This window comes from Rahnella sp. 2050, assembly GCF_040544515.1.
GTDB lineage: Bacteria > Pseudomonadota > Gammaproteobacteria > Enterobacterales > Enterobacteriaceae > Rahnella > Rahnella aceris.
This window is the reverse complement of the sequence record NZ_JBEPKE010000001.1, coordinates 1,131,981-1,148,980: the sequence shown is the minus strand read 5'-3', so window position 1 is coordinate 1,148,980 and position 17,000 is coordinate 1,131,981. Positions and strand designations below refer to the sequence as shown.

General features: G+C 54.2%; 14 protein-coding genes. 5 read left to right on the top strand and 9 right to left on the bottom strand.

What is annotated here, in order from left to right:
* Positions 1-120 precede the first annotated feature (120 nt).
* Positions 121-1,884, bottom strand: a complete 1,764-nt coding sequence (gene radD / locus ABIC79_RS05070; RefSeq protein WP_354566601.1) for a DNA repair helicase RadD — start codon at positions 1,882-1,884, stop codon at positions 121-123.
* 332 nt (positions 1,885-2,216) lie between these two features.
* On the opposite strand from radD, the gene rsuA reads away from it, so the two are divergent.
* Together rsuA and ABIC79_RS05060 are read left to right on the top strand one after the other, a co-directional pair.
* Positions 2,217-2,924, top strand: coding sequence for a 16S rRNA pseudouridine(516) synthase RsuA (rsuA, locus tag ABIC79_RS05065; protein WP_013574637.1), 708 nt, complete (start codon positions 2,217-2,219; stop codon positions 2,922-2,924).
* A gap of 27 nt (positions 2,925-2,951) precedes the next feature.
* Positions 2,952-4,157 (top strand): Bcr/CflA family multidrug efflux MFS transporter, encoded by a 1,206-nt coding sequence (locus ABIC79_RS05060; protein ID WP_013574638.1) that lies wholly within the window; start codon positions 2,952-2,954, stop codon positions 4,155-4,157.
* 45 nt (positions 4,158-4,202) lie between these two features.
* Here the strand turns inward: ABIC79_RS05060 and ABIC79_RS05055 are convergent, their stop codons facing one another.
* Positions 4,203-5,555, bottom strand: a complete 1,353-nt coding sequence (locus ABIC79_RS05055) for an MFS transporter (RefSeq protein WP_112151191.1) — start codon at positions 5,553-5,555, stop codon at positions 4,203-4,205.
* A gap of 175 nt (positions 5,556-5,730) precedes the next feature.
* Entirely contained in the window at positions 5,731-6,714 is a 984-nt protein-coding gene (locus ABIC79_RS05050; RefSeq protein WP_013574640.1) for a LacI family DNA-binding transcriptional regulator, read from the bottom strand.
* Positions 6,715-6,919: 205 nt separating this feature from the next.
* Between ABIC79_RS05050 and idnO the strand changes: the two genes are divergently transcribed.
* Positions 6,920-7,684 carry a gluconate 5-dehydrogenase gene (gene idnO, locus ABIC79_RS05045; protein ID WP_112151190.1) on the top strand — a complete coding sequence of 255 codons (765 nt, stop codon included), beginning with the start codon at positions 6,920-6,922 and terminating at the stop codon, positions 7,682-7,684.
* A gap of 8 nt (positions 7,685-7,692) precedes the next feature.
* Positions 7,693-8,436, top strand: a complete 744-nt coding sequence (locus tag ABIC79_RS05040; protein WP_037036157.1) for an SDR family oxidoreductase — start codon at positions 7,693-7,695, stop codon at positions 8,434-8,436.
* 61 nt (positions 8,437-8,497) lie between these two features.
* On the opposite strand, the gene ABIC79_RS05035 is transcribed toward ABIC79_RS05040, so the two are convergent.
* Genes ABIC79_RS05035 through ABIC79_RS05025 form a run of 3 tightly spaced genes read right to left on the bottom strand, consistent with a single transcriptional unit; the run spans position 8,498 to position 12,170 of the window.
* Positions 8,498-9,901 (bottom strand): cytochrome c, encoded by a 1,404-nt coding sequence (locus tag ABIC79_RS05035; protein ID WP_112151189.1) that lies wholly within the window; start codon positions 9,899-9,901, stop codon positions 8,498-8,500.
* Complete coding sequence (locus ABIC79_RS05030) at positions 9,898-11,553, bottom strand: GMC family oxidoreductase (RefSeq protein WP_112151188.1); 1,656 nt, start codon at positions 11,551-11,553, stop codon at positions 9,898-9,900. Before ABIC79_RS05030 ends, ABIC79_RS05035 begins: the two co-directional genes overlap by 4 nt.
* Positions 11,553-12,170 (bottom strand): sorbitol dehydrogenase family protein, encoded by a 618-nt coding sequence (locus ABIC79_RS05025; RefSeq protein WP_037036152.1) that lies wholly within the window; start codon positions 12,168-12,170, stop codon positions 11,553-11,555. Before ABIC79_RS05025 ends, ABIC79_RS05030 begins: the two co-directional genes overlap by 1 nt.
* Positions 12,171-12,845: 675 nt before the next feature.
* Here ABIC79_RS05025 and ABIC79_RS05020 point away from each other — a divergent pair.
* Complete coding sequence (locus ABIC79_RS05020; RefSeq protein WP_015689537.1) at positions 12,846-13,190, top strand: YejG family protein; 345 nt, start codon at positions 12,846-12,848, stop codon at positions 13,188-13,190.
* Positions 13,191-13,233: 43 nt separating this feature from the next.
* On the opposite strand, the gene yejF is transcribed toward ABIC79_RS05020, so the two are convergent.
* From yejF to yejB, 3 genes are read right to left on the bottom strand one after another with little or no spacing between them, the layout of a single operon-like run.
* Positions 13,234-14,856: a microcin C ABC transporter ATP-binding protein YejF gene (gene yejF, locus ABIC79_RS05015; protein ID WP_037036151.1), complete on the bottom strand. Its 1,623-nt coding sequence runs from the start codon at positions 14,854-14,856 to the stop codon at positions 13,234-13,236.
* A 1-nt stretch (position 14,857) separates the two neighbouring features.
* Positions 14,858-15,901, bottom strand: coding sequence for an ABC transporter permease (locus ABIC79_RS05010; RefSeq protein WP_112151187.1), 1,044 nt, complete (start codon positions 15,899-15,901; stop codon positions 14,858-14,860).
* Entirely contained in the window at positions 15,901-16,995 is a 1,095-nt protein-coding gene (yejB, locus tag ABIC79_RS05005) for a microcin C ABC transporter permease YejB (protein WP_013574649.1), read from the bottom strand. The genes ABIC79_RS05010 and yejB overlap by 1 nt, the downstream gene beginning before the upstream one ends.
* Positions 16,996-17,000 lie beyond the last annotated feature (5 nt).

Genomic DNA, 17,000 nt, shown 5'->3' with positions numbered 1-17,000 from the left:
GCCACCTGCGACCGAGTGACGAGTTGAGTACTGCGGCTTTCACACAAGGCGAAAGCGGGCGGTATGATACCGGAGTCGGCGCGCAGCAACAATGAATAATTACCGATTTGGTCATCCCTGTTACCCGCGCAGTTCGTTAGCGCGCCGGTAGCGGCCTTCATAATCAAACATTTTTTCCCGCACCTGCCAGAACTGGCCTTTCATGCGCGCCACCACAAAATCCGGATGACGCAATAAAATCTGCTGCGCGACGATATCCGCGGCGGTATTCCATTCCAGCGGTACGCCCGGCGCGCGCTGGTGCGGACGCAGGAAGTTATGCAGAAACGCCATGCGCTGGGCAGGCGTCGTCAGGCGAAAGCGCTCGGAAACGTCAGCACCGTCTTCATCGTAATAAGTAATCTTCAGCCATTCGCCTTTGTCGTCGCGCCCGTTTTGCAGATTCATACCACCACAGCGCAGCACCAGCGCATCTTTCAGGCGCAGCGCGGCTTTCAGCATATCATCGGGATCGACCAGAATTTCCTGACACTGATGACAACGCCGTGCGGCGATATCGTTCTCGGCGCCACAGTGCGGACAGCTTTTAAAGCGAAAGCGGAAATCACATTGCTCGCGGTTGCCTTCATCGTCTTCCAGCACGCCCTGACAGCGACGGCCAAAATGCTCGATGACTGTGCCGTCTTCGGTGGTTTTTCCCCAGAAAATATTGGCGAAACCGCAGGCCGGGCAGAACACCTGCACCGGTTTGTTATCGCCCGCCGGTTTATGGCTGCCGACTTCCGGCGTAAACAGGTCATGCGGGTTTCCGGCGTAATCGAGGATCAGGCAATTCGTTTTGCCCGGTGCGAGCCGCAGCCCGCGTCCGACAATTTGCTGATACAGACTGACGGATTCGGTCGGGCGCAGGATGGCGATAAGATCCACATGCGGTGCGTCAAAGCCGGTGGTCAGCACCGATACATTCACCAGATAGCGTAACTGCTGCGCTTTAAACGCGGTAATCAGCCTGTCCCGTTCCACCGCGTGTGTTTGTGCGCTGATCAGCGCCGCTTCGCCTTTCGGCAGCAGACCGAAAATTTCACCGGCATGTTCCACCGTCGAGGCAAAAATCATCACCCCTTTGCGGTCCTGTGCGAACTCAATAATCTGGCTGATGATGTGCGGCGTGATGCGCTTTTGCTGGCGCAATTCGTCATTCAGATCGGCTTCACTGAACAGACCATTACTGCTGGCCTGCAGGCGGCTGAAATCGTAACTGACTACCGGCATATCGAGCCGTTCCGGCGGTACCAGAAAGCCGTTTTTAATCATGTAACGCAATGGCAGTTCATAGATGCAGTCGCGGAACAGGCTGTTGGCATCGCCGCGCACAATGCCCTGATGGTGATACTGATAAATCCAGCCCTTGCCCAAACGGTAGGGCGTGGCGGTCAGGCCGAGCAGCCGCAGGCGCGGGTTTTGTGCTTTGAGGTGGCCGATGATTTGCTGATACTGACTGTTGTCATCGTCGGAGATACGGTGACATTCATCGACAATCAGCAGGGAAAACTCACCGCTGAACTCCGACAGGTTAGGCGCGACGGACTGCACGCTGCCAAATACCACTTTGCCGCTGCTTTGCTTGAGATTCAGACCGGCTGCGAAGATATCGGCTTCCAGCCCGTAAGAAAGGTATTTGCTGTGGTTTTGCGCCACCAGTTCTTTGACGTGGGCGAGCACCAGCACACGCCCGCGGGCAACGCGCGCCAGTTCGGCAATCACCAGACTTTTTCCCGCGCCGGTCGGCAGCACAATCACAGCCGGTTCGTCGTGCTGGCGAAAATGACGCAGCGTGGCATCCACGGCATCTTGCTGGTAAGGGCGGAGGGTAAAAACAGTCACGCGATGATCACCTGTTCGTTATTGAGTTAACTTACCTGTTTATAAAAACAGTAATGCAGTATGCCAAGAAATCCGGCTGATGGCGATGAGCAAAGAAATCGCCCGCTGTGAATGTTTAGCCTGCTTATTTTCCTTCTTCCTTGCAGGATGCACGGCTATACTAATGCGCTCAATGCGGCAGTATTTCTGCCCCCCCGAAGTAATAATAACTCTTTGCAATTATTACGAACCGAACAACCCTGAACCCTGTCAGTTGCTGTATTGCGACGGCGGGGTCTTGTGTTTTATCAGTAACGCGATCACTCAGATCGCCATGAAGGCAAGTCGATCCAATGCGTCTGGACAAGTTTCTCTCTCAGCAATTAGGCGTAAGCCGCGCGCTGGTTTTGCGCGAACTGCGTAACAAACGTGTCACCGTAGACGGTGAAATCGTCAAAACCGGCTCAATGAAAATCAGCCCTGAACAACGCGTCGAGTTTGATGGCAATGTGCTGGATCAAATCACCGGCCCGCGTTATTTCATGCTCAACAAACCGCAGGGATACGTGTGTTCTACCGATGATCCGGATCACCCGACCGTGCTGTATTTCCTCGAAGAACCCGTTGCCTACAAACTGCATGCCGCGGGGCGTCTGGATATCGACACCACCGGTCTGGTGCTGATGACCGACGACGGTCAGTGGTCACACCGCATCACCTCGCCGCGCCACCACTGCGAAAAAACCTATCTGGTGACGCTCGAACATCCGCTGGCTGATGACACCGCCGCGCAGTTTGAGGCCGGTGTGCAGTTGCATAACGAAGATTCCCTGACCAAACCAGCACAGCTCGAAAAAATCGAAGACTGTCTGGTGCGTCTCACCCTCAGCGAAGGCCGTTACCATCAGGTAAAACGCATGTTTGCCGCCGTCGGTAACCGTGTGGTTGCGTTGCACCGTGAACGTATCGGCGAGATTGTGATGGATGAAGATTTAGAACCGGGTCAGTACCGTCCGTTAACTGAGCAGGAAGTGGCCAGCGTTGGCGTTCCTTCGCGATAGTTTTTTCGATAACTGGAGCAGCTGAAAGTGCAAGAAAAACCGGTCTCCCACGTCGGACTGATTTTCATCCTGGGATTGATATCGATGCTGATGCCTCTGGCCATCGATATGTATCTGCCAAGTATGCCCGTGATCGCACAGGAATATGGCGTTCCGGCGGGCAGCGTGCAAATGACGCTCAGCGCTTACGTGCTGGGTTTTGCAATAGGGCAGCTGTTTTACGGACCGATGGCGGACAGCCTCGGGCGTAAGCCGGTTATCTTCTGGGGCGTGATGATCTTTGCCGTCGCGGCCGGTGCCTGTGCGCTGGCGCAGTCGGTCGAGCAACTGGTCTGGATGCGTTTCCTGCACGGTCTGGCAGCCGCTGCCGCAAGTGTGGTCATCAATGCGCTGATGCGCGATATGTTCACCAAAGATGAATTCTCGCGAATGATGTCTTTCGTGGTGCTGGTGATGACGGTTGCGCCGCTGCTGGCACCGATGCTCGGTGGTTTGCTGATGGCCATATTCAGCTGGCACGCGATTTTCTGGGCAATGGCCATCGCCGCGCTGATTGCCGCGACGCTGGTGGGCGTCTATATCAAAGAGACACTGCCCAAGGAACGACGGCAGAAATTTCATCTGCGTACCAGCGTCGGTAACTTTGCGTCCCTGTTCCGTCACAAACGTGTGCTCAGTTATATGCTGGCGAGTGGTTTCTCATTTGCCGGGATGTTCTCTTTCCTCAGCGCCGGTCCGTTTGTTTACATCGAACTTAATGGCGTTTCGCCGCAGAACTTCGGCTTTTACTTTGCGCTGAACATCGTCGCACTGGTCATTCTGACACTCATCAACAGCCGTAATGTGCGCCGTACGGGCGCGGTGAAAATGTTCCGCTTCGGGTTGTTTGTGCAACTGACGATGGGGATGTGGCTGGTGATTGTGTGTACCTTCGGATTGCCATTCTGGGCGATGGTGATCGGTGTGGCGGGGTATGTCGGTGTGATTGCGATGGTGACGTCTAACGCCATGGCCGTCATTATGGATGACTTCCCGCACATGGCCGGTACAGCCGCTTCACTGGCGGGGACGATTCGTTTCGGAACCGGTGCGGCGATTGGTTCTGTGCTGTCACTGTTTACGGCGAAAAGCGCCTGGCCGATGGTCGGTTCAATGGCGTTTTGCATACTGGCGGCGACGCTTTTGTATCTCTACGCCAGCCGTCCGGTGAAAGTGTCTGCGGAAACGGCATAACTCAGACTGCTCTTTCCCCTCGTAAGAGGGGAAAGAGCTTAAGCATTAAATCACCTCTGCTTTCACTCCCTGAACCCGGCGCGCCGCTTTGGCACGGGCATATTCGTCGGCCATGGCTTTGGCCTTCGCCCCCGGTACCAGCGCCATATCGCACTCTTTTGGCAGCAACGTGGTGACTGCCGCGGCAATCAGTAATGAGGCCACCAGGGCATAAATCGCGGTGCTCTGGCCGTAGAGACTGACCAGCACGCCGACCAGATACGGACCGCAGAAACCGCCCAGATTCCCCAGACCGTTGATCACACCCCGTGCGCTGCCTGCCACTTCCGGCGTGGTGACTTTACCCGGAATGGTCCAGAAGGCGCTGGTGGCGGCTTGCAGGAAGAAACCGGCACCGACCAGGAAACCGTAGGCCGCCATGATGTTATGGCCAAATGCGACAGAGGCCGCCAGACAAGCTGCGAAACCACACAGCGGCAGGGCGATAAACATACGACGCTTACCGGTTTTATCCGACAGCACCGACATCGCCAGGATCCCCAGCATGGTGCCGACGTAAGGGATAATCGCCAGCATACCCACCGAACTCATGTCACCGCCGGTCAGGTTTTTCAGGATGGTCGGCAGCCACAAGGTATAGCCGTAAATCCCGGTCTGATAGAAGAAGTTAATGATGATCAGTTTGACGATAGACTTGTTACGGAACACCTCTTTCAGCGGCGCATTGTTTACCGGCGCCAGGGCTTTCAGGGCTTCGCGTTCGCGGTTCAGTTCCGTCACCAGATAGTCGCGTTCACGCTCTGACAGCCATTTCGCTTCTTCCGGACGGTCGCTGATGGTGAACCACCAGAAAAGCATCACCACGAAAGATAATGCCCCTTCGATGATGAACAACCAGCGCCAGTCGAGCGTATCAAGAATCAAACCGGACAACGGCGCGGTGATCATCCCGCCGAGCGGCGCGAACATCAGCACGTAAGCATTGGCGCGGCCACGTTCTTTATCAGGGAACCAGTTGCTGACCATCGTCAGCACCACCGGCAGCATCCCGCCTTCTGCCACACCCAGCGCAAAGCGCAGGAACAACAGCTGATACTGATTGGTGATAAAGCCGGTCAGGATGGAGATCACCGCCCAGGCAATCAATGAGCAGGCAATGAATTTCCGTCCGCTGCCGTGTACCGCCAGGCTGCCGCCCGGCACCTGCAGGAATAAATAGCCGATAAAGAAGATACCGGCGGCCAGACCGGCCATTGAAGCGGTAATCCCTAACTCCGCGTCCATCCCGCCGGGCATGGCGAAACTAATATTGACCCTGTCCATGAAGGAAATAATGCAAGCGATAAGGATTGGCGTTATTACTCGAAGCCAGCGAGCCTTAGGAATCTTATTATCCATATTCTTTCCTCTGTGTGCCTGTAACCGGTGATGGCTTAATAAAAGCATTTTGAGGAAAGTATTTCGTGACAGGAGTCACGTTGAATTATGTTAAGAAAAGGTGTTACCACTTACGTGATCCTGCACCGGAGTTGGCGTGCAGGACGAAGGGGGAGAAATGGACGGGAAAGGAGGATTAAATGGTGCCGCCGAGGGAAATACGGTAATGCAAATCCACCCTTTCGATCGTCGGCAGGTTCCTGATTTTTTTGAGCAATATCTCTGCCACCACTTTCCCCATCTCAAAGCGCGGGGTGATCACGCTGGCTAATAATGGTGTAGTGGCGAGGCCGATATCCAGTCCGTGGAAACCGGAAATTGCCATATCCTGCGGGACGCGGATCCCTTGTTTGATACATTCTTGTAACACGCCGACGGCAATATCGTCATTGGTACACAAAATAGCGTTGGTCTGCGGATATAACTGACGCGCCATGGCCAGCATGCCCGCACCGATAGATACCGACGACACTTTATTAGGCGTGATATGCACCGGCGTCAGCCCGCGTTCATCCATTGCGCGGCTGTAACCCTGATAACGCTTCTGGTCGCGGGCATCTGACATCGAACCGAAATACACCACATGTTCTTTGCCGCTGGCGAGCAACGTATTCGCCATATCGTAACCGGCCTGCTGGTTATCAAAACCGACGGCAATCCGCCCGTGCGGATCGTCGAGATCCATCACCTGCGCAACAGGAATTTCTGCGGCATTCAGATACTTATCGGCTTTCAGGGTATGCACGGAATCCGTGAGGATCAGTCCGGCAAGCTGATAACCGAGCAGATTAATGATGTGTTCTTCCTCGCGCTCTTTGCTGTAATCGTAATTGACGACCAGCGTCTGAAAGCCCTGCGCGGAAGTGACCGACTCAATGCCCGCCAGTAAGTCGGAGAAAATCTGGTTGTTAAATGACGGCACTAAAATGCCGATACGCGGCGCTTTGGCCGGTCCGCGGGCTTCTTCCAGCGGATATCCCACTTCTTCCATCACCTTCGTGATGCGTTCGCGGGTTTCAGGAGACACCTTTTCCGGCGTGCGCAGAAAACGGCTCACCGTCATCTTCGTGACATCCGCCAGTTGGGCGATGTCCTGTAGTGTCACGCGCTGGTTTCTCATGCGGAGTTTTCCTGATTGGGCCTGCAAATATACCTTGTTATTGAAACAGAAAGCGCCGGAGATTGTTATCAAAATGATGATGATCACACCCGGAGTAACAGGGTTTTTTAACATTCCGTCAGGTGATCTGCATCACAGTTTAGCGCGGGGTAAACCGGTGTAGTGAAGCTAACTTTTTAAATCAGCGTTCAATAAGGCCAACGTCATGACAAATCTCTTCTCACTGGACAATAAAAAGATTCTGATTACCGGCTCGACGCGCGGTCTGGGTTTCCTGCTGGCGAAAGGGCTGGCGCAGCATGGCGCGGAAATTATCGTTAACGGTACACAACAGGAATCCACGCAAAAAGCGGCCGAAGCCCTGCGTGCTGAAGGCTTTATCGCCCATGCCGTCTCATTTGATGTCACCAGCAGTCAGGCGGTGAATCAGGCGATTGATCATATCGAAAGCACCATCGGGCCGATTGATGTGCTGGTGAATAACGCCGGTATTCAGCGCCGCCATAAATTCACCGAGTTTCCGGAAAAAGACTGGGACGACGTGATTGCCGTAAACCAGAAATCTGTGTTCCTGGTATCGCAGGCGGTGGCGCGTTACATGATCCAACGCGAGCGCGGCAAAATCATTAATATCGGTTCGATGCAAAGCGAGCTGGGTCGCGACACCATCACGCCATACGCCGCTTCAAAGGGCGCGGTAAAAATGCTGACCCGTGGCATGTGCGTTGAACTGGCACGCTACAATATTCAGGTGAACGGCATCGCGCCGGGCTATTTCAAAACTGACATGACCCAGGCGCTGGTCGATAACAAAGAGTTCTCCGAATGGCTGTGTAAACGCACGCCGGCTGCACGCTGGGGCAATCCTGAAGAGCTGGTGGGCGGCGCGGTTTATCTGTCCTCTAGGGCCTCAGATTTCGTGAATGGTCATTTACTCTTTATTGATGGCGGCATGCTGGCTGCAGTATAGGAGGCCCAATGAACAAAATCGCATTAATCACTGGCGGGGGCAGCGGTATCGGCCTGAGCGCCGCGAAAGCGCTGGAAGCGATCGGATTTAAAGTGATTCTGGCCGGGCGTAATAAGGCAAAACTCGACCAGGCGGTCGCGTTGTTTACACCGGGGCAGGCGGTGGCACGTCAGCTGGATGTGACCAGCCCGCAATCGGTGGCCGCGCTGTTTCAGGATATTCAGGAAACCTGCGGGAGGCTGGATTTGCTGTTCAATAACGCCGGTAATAACGTGAAGGATGTGCCGATCGAACAACTGCCGGTGGAAGACTGGCTGTCGGTGATCAATACCAATCTCACCGGCGCTTTTTTGTGTACGCAGGCGGCGGTAAAACTGATGAAACAACAAACGCCGCAAGGCGGACGTATCATCAACAACGGTTCGATTTCGGCGCAGTCGCCGCGCCCGAATTCTGCGCCGTACACCGCCAGCAAGCACGCGATTACCGGACTGACCAAATCCACCGCGCTCGATGGTCGCGCGTTCAACATTGCCTGCGGGCAAATCGATGTCGGCAATGCGGCGACGGATATGGGCAATAAAGCGCTGGCAGGCAGAATGCAGGCGGACGGACATATCGCTGAGGAACCGGTGATCCCGGTGGAGCGCGTCGGTGAGGCGGTGGCGTTTATGGCCGGTTTACCGCTCGACACTAACGTGCTGACCATGACCGTAATGGCCAGCGCCATGCCGCTGGTCGGGCGCGGTTAGCTTTCAGATCCGCATATAAAAAACGGCCCAAACAGGGCCGTTTTGCATTTCAGTGTACGGATTACGCTGCTTTGGTTTTGCGTTTCCGGCCAAGCCAGAAAATCAGCACCAGCAGAACAATCACGCCAGCCACCATTGCAGGAGCCATAAACGGTTGCAGTTTCGCCAGTAATGTCACCGGACCGCCTGCGCGTAACACCGCGACATCATGTGCGCTGACCTGAATGGTCGCATTGCCGTAGTTTTTCAGCACGTAGTTGGAGATGTCAGCAATCTGCTGATCATCTAACTGACCGACATACGAGCCCACGCCAAATTTCGGCATCAGTACGTGATGGTCGCCGACCTGTCGATCCACGCCGTAAAGAATGGCGGAAATCAGGTTAGACGCATTACCCATGCCGGTGGCGGTATTGTTGAACAGCGACGGATATGCCTGATTTTCGCTGCCAGAACCGTCCGGCTGGTGGCAACTGGCGCAATAACCGCTGAACAGTGCCGCACCGTTGTCGATGGTTTTGTTCGCATTAAACGGGTGCGCGCCGCGTAAACCTTCTTCCACGTTCACCGGTTTACCGAAGGTGTCCGCCGCCTGCGTATCACGCGGGTCACGCACCGGCGTGCTGTTTTTCAGGTAGAAAGCAATCGCGTTCAGGTCACTGTCAGACATGTATTGCAGACTGTTTTGAACCGCTTCCGCCATACCGCCCGCTGCCTGGTTTTTCCCGGCGGTGCGGCCCGTTTTCAGGTATTCCACCAGCTGAGGTTGCGACCAGTTACCAATACCACTGACCGGATCCGAGCTGATATTCGGGGCATACCACGGGCCGACCATGCCGCCTGCCAGCGGTTTATCGGTCACAGAACCCATCATCAGGTTACGTGGCGTATGACAGGTATCACAGTGACCGGCACCGTTGACCAGATACGCACCGCGGTTCCATTGTTCACTTTTCGACGGATCCGGCTTAAACGGCGTGCTGTCGAGATACATCATGTTCCAGCCCGCCATCGCAATACGCATGTTGAACGGGAACGGCAGGGCAGTTTCAACATTCGGTTGTTCGACCGGCTTCACACCCTCTTTGAAATAGACATACAGCGCATGCATGTCGGCATCGCTCATATGACTATAGGAAGTGTAAGGCATGGCCGGATACAGATTGGCACCGTCAGGGCGAACGCCTTCCCGCACCGCGCGGGTGAACTGTGCTTCGGTGTAATTACCGATACCGAACTGTTTCGACGGTGTGATGTTGGTGGTGTAAATCGTGCCCATCGGTGAATGGATTTCATAGCCACCGGCAAACGTTTTACCGCCTTCCGGGGCAGTATGGCAGGCCTGACAGTCAGCGGCTGTCGCCACTTCTTGCCCCTGACGGATCAGTTCAGCCTGATTGTCCGCAGCGAAGGCGAATCCGCTTAGCGATGCGCTCAGCAGGCAGGCGGTGAGAAGTTTCTTCATGCGGCACCTGCCAGTTTTTTCGCCATATCATCGGCGGCTTTCAGGCCGAGTGCGGCCATAGTCAGCGTACTGTTCACCACGCTGGAGGACGGGATCGCGCCGCCGCCCGGCAACCACAGGTTAGCGTGGTCGTGTGCGCGGCATTCGCCGTTGACTACAGAATCTTTCGGATCACTGCCCATGATGGTGCCGCCCATGATGTGGTTGTTGGCGTTCAGGCTGGTGGTGATATTGAATTCTTCTGCCATGAACAGGGAACCGATGTGCTCAAGCTGCTTGTGAGCCGCTTCCGCGCCTTTGCGCACGTAATCCCCGACATCGTAGTGAATATCCGGGCACGGCAAACCGTGTGGATCTTTACGGGTGGTGCTGAGTGTCAGGCGGTTATTTGGATCCGGCAGCGGTTCCAGGCTGATGGACAAATCCACGCCAAAGATGGAACGGCGGCGGATTTCCTCATCCAGCTCTTTGCCCACCAGCCCCATCTGCAACGCTTTAGAGGTCGCAGGGATCACGCGGCTGATGTTGTTGAGGATCATTTTGTTGGCAGAATAGTCTTTGCGGAAATCGCCATCGCGCGGGCCGACCAGACAACTGCTCTGCGCCGGACCACGGCCGATCCACAGCGGCTCTTTGGCGATAAACGTGCAGTGGAAACCGGAGTGATCCATCATGTTACGACCAACATGATCAGACGAATTGGCGATACCGTTTGGATTTTTTTCGTTCGCGGCCATCAGCAACAGGCGTGGCGTCTCGATGCCGTTACAGGCCAGCGCGAACACTTTACCGGTCGCTTTATGCGATTTCTTCTGATTATCCAGCCAGTGAACGGCGGTCACATTGTTGTTTTCATCCGTGTCAATTTTGTAGACCACCGCTTCAGCCAGTACCACGGCACCTTTGTTCTCAGCGCGTTCGACGTGCGCAATTCCGTTATACATCGCACCAATCGGGCAGATTGGCTGGCAGTTGTTGTTGCCACAACAGGTCGGGCGGCCATTCCACGGACGCGTACTGCGACCCTGCGGAATTGGCACGGAACGGTAACCGTGCGGGTTAACGATTTCAGCAAAACGGGTGTCGCCGTAACCGTAAGGCACCTGTTCCATCGGATAGGGTTTGCTGCGCTCAGAAGGCGACTGCAACTCAGGGTCATTGGGACCGGCTACGCCGATTTCTTCTTCAGCACGGCAGTAATAAGGTTCGAGTTCATCATAGGAAATTGGCCAGTCGCGGCCCACGCCGTACAACGTTTTCATTTTGAAATCGTTGGGAACGTGACGCCAGCAGGATGCTGCCCAGTGCCAGGTGGTGCCGCCGACGGTGCGCAGATAACCTTGTTTGAAGCTGCTGGCGCTCGGCCCGGTCAGATGGACGTAGTTATTTTCCGGGAAGTACAGCGGTGCGGGGGCTTTTTCAGACTGCGGGTAAAGCCCCTGGAAGTCAGAGCCAGCGCGGTTTTCGAAAGGCATGTTGCGCCAGTTTTCAACGGCCTGCGCGCGCTCAATGCGCAAACCTGCTTCCAGCACCAGAACGGAATATCCCTGGCTGACCAGCTGATCGGCAATCATGCCGCCCACGATACCGGAACCGACAACAATCACATCAGCAGACGCATCGCCGTCTGCCGTAAATTCTGGTTTTTTCATCAGGCTTTGCTCACAACATGTGTTTCAGAAGGATTAGTAAAACGATCAGCATTCATGGATTCAGGCATCGCAGCGGCGGGAGGTGCGGCGGTGAAGTACAGCGGACCGTTTCCGCAGTAAGTGGGCACAATCAGGCCGTCACTGACCGGGCGATACATCAGCGCATCTTTGTATGCAATTAAAATGGAATCGGTTCCATGTCCAACCGTGCCAGTATACCAGGCGGTGACGATGCGGGTCACCAGTTCACCCAAACCGTTTTGCTTTGCCACTTCCTGCAAATCCTTCGCTGCCTGACCGGGTTTCACCAGCGCGTGTAGTTTGCTGACCTGCGCAGGGAAGTCGGGTTGTGAGCGATAGAATGCGTTGAAAATCTGTGCGGAAGAGCCTTCGCTGATATTTTTATGTTCAGTGATAGCCTGCGATACCAGGTAGAACTGGCCGAAGATAACCGGATCCTGCGTGGCGGTTTCTTTCTCCGCCTGGCTCAGGAACGGGAAACCGAGCAGGGTAGTTGCCACCATCGCAGACGTCAGGCCTTTGAGGAGTTCACGACGACTGAAACCGGTTCCATTTTCGGGTGTGTTGCTTCCAATGATTGAAGGATCGTTTTCCATCTCTTTCTCTCTGGGAATGGGTTTTTGCCAAAAGGCAGGGAGTTCGCTGTCTGATTCTTATTATAATTTGCGTAATACGAGATTTATCAGCGGGTTAGTTTTGCCGATGTCTGTCCCGATAGGGTATACCACTTATAACGATGCGGATGATAAGCCAGAGAAGAGGGATTTGTGCAAACAAATTGTGCGGATTTATTAACATTAGATCCAGATTTTAACGTATGATGCGCGACGATAAAAAATGTAACCAACAGGTTCATTTCAAAATGAAATTAACCGATACCGCATCATTCTTAACTCCTCTGACTTAACTATCCTGTTGATATTAATCATTTTAGTGCGGAATTAGTCATGTTTACGTAGTTTGATTTGTATATTAAATGTAAAAAATAAGGATCAAAAGGTAGCGGCAATTGATTAAAGTGGTTGTTAATAAAGGCGTAAAAGGTTACAAATAAGCCAAAATGAGATCTGCCTCTCAATATGGTCGGGAGCAGACATAAAGTTAGCAACAGTCTGTCAATTTGTATCCTATTGCGTTAATTCAATGTTAATAATTTGAACGAGGAGTAGGCAAAGAGCAGCCTGTCGGCTATAACTTAAGCAGTGTGGTTGTAGCTATTTTGTAAAAACAGCGTGTAAATAATTTGCATGTATCATTGTCTGGGGAACGACGTGAATAATATCCAACTTTCGGTAGTACATCGTTTGCCGCAAAGTTATCGCTGGTTGTCAGGTTTTGCGGGTATCAAAGTTGAACCGATTCCGCTGCCTGGTAATGATGAAGATAACAATCTGATCGGCCTGAAACTGCTCAGCCATGAGGGCGAATTCGCCTGGCAGGTGATGCATCAGCTCACTGATGCATTAGAAGATATTCAGGTAAAAGCGGCGATTGTTGAAATCGACGGCGAGCCGTGTTTATTCGTTCATCGTGAAGATGAAAGTGCCACGCTCTGCTGCCTGAAAAATATCGGCGCAGCGATCGCGGAATCTGTAACCGCACTTTATCCTTTCTGACACGCCGCAATCCCGAGGCATTCCGGCGTGTTTTGCCTGCGTCTCAGCGCTGGTGGGTGTCGAAAGCCTCTGACGCGGCCAGTAATTCGCGGGTATAAGCCTGCTGCGGTGCAGTAAAAATCTGCTCACACTCTCCCTGTTCGACCACTTCTCCGTTTCGCAACACCATCAGCTGATGGCACAAAGCCCGCACCACGTGTAAATCATGACTGATAAACAGATATGTCAGGCCGTGACGTTGCTGTAACTCACTTAAAATGGTCAGAATCTGCGCCTGAACCGATTTATCCAGCGACGACGTAGGTTCATCCAGGATCAGCATTTCCGGTTGTAAAATTAACGCACGGGCGATCGCGATACGCTGGCGCTGGCCGCCAGAAAACTCCGTCGGGTAGCGGTGGCGGGATTGCGGATCCAACCCCACTTCCTGCATTGCGCGGATCACTGCTTTATCGCGCGCCTGTTCACTGACGTTGCGATGCACCAGCAGACCTTCAGCGATGATTTGCCCGACGGTAAAGCGCGGATTTAACGCAGAGAAAGGATCCTGAAACACCACCTGAATCCGGCTGCGGAACGGCAGCATTTTCTTGCGCGAGAAAGCATGCAGTGGCTGGCCGTCAAACCAGATTTCCCCTTGCGATTTGAGCAAACGCAGCAATGCCAGCCCGGTGGTGCTTTTGCCTGAACCGGACTCGCCCACCACACCGAGACTTTCTCCCCGGCGAAGCTGGAAACTGACCTGGTTCACCGCGTGTTTGATGCCGACCGTGCGACGCAGCAGGCCGCGTTTGACGGGAAAACCGACATCCAGATTTTTCACATCCAGCAGAACAGGCGGTTTACCGGTCAGCGGCTGCGGGCGACCCTGTGGTTCGGCTTGTAACAGCTGGCGGGTATAAGGGTGCTGAGGCTGACTGAAAAGTGCGGTACGTGATTGCTGCTCCACGACGCGCCCGTGTTGCATGACTGCTACGGTGTCTGCCAGACGGCGCACTATGCGCAGGTTATGGGTGATAAACAGCATCGCCATCCCCATTTCCTGCTTGAGCTCGTCGAGCAGCGATAAAATCTGCGCCTGCACGGAGACGTCCAGCGCGGTGGTTGGTTCATCGGCAATCAGCAGCTTTGGCCTGGTTAGCACCGCCATGGCAATCATCACGCGCTGGCGTTCACCGCCGGAAAGCTGGTGCGGAAAATCCCGCAGGCGCGAGGCTGCCTGACGAATACCCACGCGATCCAGACAGCGCAGAATTTCAGTGCGTGCTGCATCACCGTGAAGATTACGGTGCAGCGTCAGCACTTCAGTCAGCTGTTTTTCGATGGTATGCAGCGGATTTAGCGACACCATCGGTTCCTGAAATATCATCGAAATCTGGTTGCCACGGATCTGGCGCAATGTGCTGGCATCTGCGTTCAGTAAGGATTGGCCAGCAAACAGAATGTCGCCTTGCGGATAGACCACGGAAGAGGGCAGCAGACGCAACACTGACAGCGCAGTGACGCTTTTGCCGGAGCCGGATTCACCCACCAGCGCCAGGGTTTCACCGGCACGGATATCGAGCGATACATTGCTGACCACTTCACGTTGCTGTTTTCCCTGACGGAATGCGACGCTGAGATTTTTGATTTGCAGTAACGGGGCGGATAACGCAGCGTCTGTCATTTCAGAGCACCTCATTATGGTGTGCGGACGGATTGAAGGCATCGCGAACGGCTTCACCAATGAAAATCAATAATGACAGCAGCGCGGCCAGCACCACGAAAGCGCTGATCCCCAGCCACGGCGCCTGCAAATTATTCTTCCCTTCCATCAGCAGTGTACCCAGCGATGGCGAGCCCAGCGGCAGGCCGAAACCGAGAAAATCCAGTGACGTCAGTGTGGTGATCGAGCCGCATAGGATAAACGGCAGATAGGTCAGCGTGGCGACCATCGCATTAGGCAGCATATGACGCCACATGATAGCGCGGTCGCTGACGCCCATCGCCTGCGCGGCGCGGATATAATCAAAGTTACGGGTACGCAGGAATTCGGCGCGCACCACGCTGACCAGCATCATCCAGCCGGAAAGTACGGTGATCAACAGCAGCCACCAGAAGTTGGGTTGCACCACGCTGGCCAGAATAATAATCAGGAACAGCGTGGGAATGCTCGACCACACTTCGATAAAGCGCTGCCCGAGCAAATCGATTAATCCGCCGTAATAGCCCTGCGTGGCACCGACAATCATGCCAATCACCGAGGTCATCGCCGTCAGCAGAACGCCGAAGAACAGCGAAATCCGCAACCCGTAAAGGATTTGCGCCAGCACATCATGCCCGTTACTGTCGGTGCCCAGCCAGTTTTGAGAAGAAGGCGGTGAAGGGAAGGGCTGCGCGGTAGAAAAGTTAATGGAGTTATAACTGCTGCGGATCGGTGCCCAAATCGCCCAGCCGTGGTCTTCAATCTGGCGCACAACAAACGGATCCTGATAATCGGTTGGCGTTTCCAGCTCACCACCAAACGTCGTTTCGCTGTAATTGACCAGAAACGGCACATAGAGATGTCCCTGATAACGTGCCAGCAGCGGTTTGTCGTTGGCGAGGACGTTGGATAACAGCACCAGGATCAGCATCACCATGAAAATCCACAGCGACCAGTAACCACGGCGGTTCTGGCAAAAACGCGCCCAGCGCGCCTGACTGACGGAGTTCAGTTTAAAAAGGCTCATTACTGGCGGCCCTCAAAATCGATACGCGGGTCAACCAGCGTGTAAGTGATGTCGCTGACGATATTGAGCAGCAATCCAATCAGCGTGAAAACATACAGCGTGCCGAAAATCACCGGGAAATCGCGCTGTACGATGGCGTCGTAGCCCAGCAATCCCAACCCCTGTAAGGAGAACATCACTTCAATCAGCAACGAGCCGGTGAAAAACATGCTGATAAAAGTGGCAGGGAAACCGGCGATCACCAGCAGCATCGCGTTGCGAAATACATGCCGGTACAAAATCTGTTTTTCGTTCAGCCCTTTGGCGCGCGCGGTCACCACATATTGCTTGCCTACTTCATCCATAAACGAGTTTTTAGTCAGCATGGTCAACGTGGCAAATCCGCCAATCACCGTCGCCAGCACCGGCAATGTGATGTGCCAGAGATAATCGGTCACTTTGCCGTACCACGGCAGGGTATCGAAATTCGGCGACGTCAGGCCGCGCAGCGGGAACCAGTCGAGATAACTGCCGCCGGTGAATAGCACAATCAATAAGATGGCAAACAGGAAAGAGGGAACGGCATAACCGACAATAATGACGGAGCTGCTCCAGGTATCGAATTTCGTGCCGTTACGCACCGCTTTGCGGATCCCGAGCGGGATCGACACCAGGTAGATAATCAGCGTGCTCCACAGGCCGATGGTAACGGAAACCGGGAGCGCGCTTTTCACCAGTCCCATAACGGATGAGCCGCGGAACAGACTGTCGCCAAAATTAAAGCGAACATAGTTGGATAACATCTCGAAATAACGCACATGCAGCGGTTTATCGAAGCCGAAGCGGTGGGTGATTTCGGCAATGACTTCCGGATCCAGGCCCCGTGCGCCGCGATACTGACCTTCACCAAACTGCGCTAAACCCGGCGACGCTTTGCCATTTCCGCTGCCCGCGCTGGCACCCGGTAAACCGCCTGACTGCCCCATTTCAATAGCGGCAATCGCCTGATCAACCGGACCGCCGGGAGCAATCTGCACAATAAAAAAGTTAATGGTGATGATCGCCCACAACGTGGGGATCACCAGAAGCAGTCGTCTTAAAAGATAGGCGGCCACAGTAT